Origin of the sequence: Candidatus Nitrosotalea sp. FS, assembly GCF_011319475.1 — an archaeon.
Classification (GTDB): domain Archaea; phylum Thermoproteota; class Nitrososphaeria; order Nitrososphaerales; family Nitrosopumilaceae; genus Nitrosotalea.
This window is the reverse complement of record NZ_RCMC01000160.1, coordinates 1-1,792: the sequence shown is the minus strand read 5'-3', so window position 1 is coordinate 1,792 and position 1,792 is coordinate 1. Positions and strand designations below refer to the sequence as shown.

Below are 1,792 nucleotides of genomic sequence, written 5' to 3'. Positions count from 1 at the left end.
ACACAGATTCATGCAATTGTAGAACGCACAAACGAATGGATTGCAAAGATTGCAACTACAATCAAGGGAATCGATGTTGTAATGAATGACGGAATCCAAAAGATGGCAGAAAGCACTGCTGGATATCCATTTCAGATTGGAATCTTTGTCAACAACATGTCAGGATATACACTTGCCAAGCCTGGAATAATTGACATCAACATCAAGGCAGTTGGAAGAGAAGGATATAAAGTAAAACTAGGATGGCATCAAAAAGAAAAAAGATTTTTGATTAGTTCCACAACTCCTGNCTGATACAGATTCTGACTTGATGGACATTCACCTAAAAATGGATGCACAAAAATGCCAACCAAGAGATGTCATATCATTTACAGCAGTTGTTACAGAAACAAAAGATGGACAGGAACATGAAAGGCGTGGCATGACAACTATCATACACATGGGATAACTTGCAAAACTATTCTTGCTTCCTCTGATCGTTTATCAGAATATTTCATCTGCGATATTTTTTTGCACAATTCCTGGTCATCAACCAATGATGCAGTACCCAGAATGGTCTCTCCATGGTACAGTACCTTGACACTTGGATTTTTTAGCGAGTTTTTTAGCCAGTCGCTGTCAGGATTTCTCCTAGAAAAATAAAACTTGCCCTGGTGAAATACCGCCCGTATCTCTACTGCATGCTCTTTTCCAGTCTTTCTTCCGGTAGTAACAAGTACAGCCTTGAACGTATCTTCTGGAATATCCATGATACCGGTTTTGGTTATAAAGAATTTAACCGATTGGATTGAAAACTCTGATACCTCCTTCAATAAACTGACTTGACAAGTCCCAGTCAATGGCTACGCAAATTGAATATGACGGAAAACACATCAAAGCAGATGATTTCAAGGGAAAAAAAGTCATTGACAGAGAAGGTATAGAGTATGGCAATGTCAAACACATTCACATCAATACCGACACACTAGAAGTAGTGGGAATTACAGTTCACAAGGGACTGCAGAAGGACCACTTTCTATCCCGAGACTATATCGACAGATTCACTGAAGAATCAGTCTTACTGTCTTCTGCACCAATCAGAATCGACTCTCAAGTAGTTGACATTGATGGCCACAAGGTTGGTAAGATAAAGAGACTTCACATGTCAGTTGATACAAACGAACTAGAATCCATCGAAGTCTCTGCAGGTCTAACAAGTTCAAGAATCTTTAGAACTTCAGAAATCTGGGGCGTTGGCGACAAGGTAATACTCAGACAAACAAAAGACCAATACAAAAATCCATAATTCCTTTTTCATCTTTTTTATTTTTGCACATTCAATATTGGTATCATTCTAACTACTAGCAATTTATAATACATTGATCTCTTGTTTTTTGTTGTACGCAGTAGAAACTGACAGGCTATCCAAAGTTTATCACAGTGGACTCAAGGCAGTCGATGAAATTTCAATCAAACTTGAAAACGGAGAGATCTTTGGTTTTCTTGGTCCTAACGGTGCAGGAAAAAGTACAACTATAATGATTCTTACAACTCTGCTAAAACCAACTTCTGGAAAGGCATTTGTTGCAGGGTATGATGTTACAACACAGGCAAAGAACGTACGACAAAACATTGGTTATGTACAACAAGACTCTACAGTTGATGAATATCTAACAGGCCGTGAAAACCTAGAGTTACAGGCCAGACTAAACCACATTCCAAAGAGTATCAGAACAAAGAGAATCGACGAAATCCTTGGTATCATCGAACTCGCAGACAGGCAACACGAGACTGCTGTAACATACTCTGGAGG

At 38.9% G+C, this 1,792-nt stretch carries 3 protein-coding genes; 2 read left to right on the top strand and 1 reads right to left on the bottom strand.

Translation table 11 applies throughout. The features are described from left to right. Positions 1 to 431 precede the first annotated feature (431 nt). Positions 432 to 749, bottom strand: a complete 318-nt coding sequence (locus DYY66_RS05555; RefSeq protein WP_166286927.1) for a nitroreductase/quinone reductase family protein — start codon at positions 747 to 749, stop codon at positions 432 to 434. A gap of 89 nt (positions 750 to 838) precedes the next feature. Between DYY66_RS05555 and DYY66_RS05550 the strand changes: the two genes are divergently transcribed. Then, entirely contained in the window at positions 839 to 1,285 is a 447-nt protein-coding gene (locus tag DYY66_RS05550; protein ID WP_166286925.1) for a PRC-barrel domain-containing protein, read from the top strand. 91 nt (positions 1,286 to 1,376) lie between these two features. Further along, on the top strand, positions 1,377 to 1,792 hold a 416-nt coding region (locus DYY66_RS05545; RefSeq protein ID WP_166286923.1), incomplete at its 3' end, for an ATP-binding cassette domain-containing protein.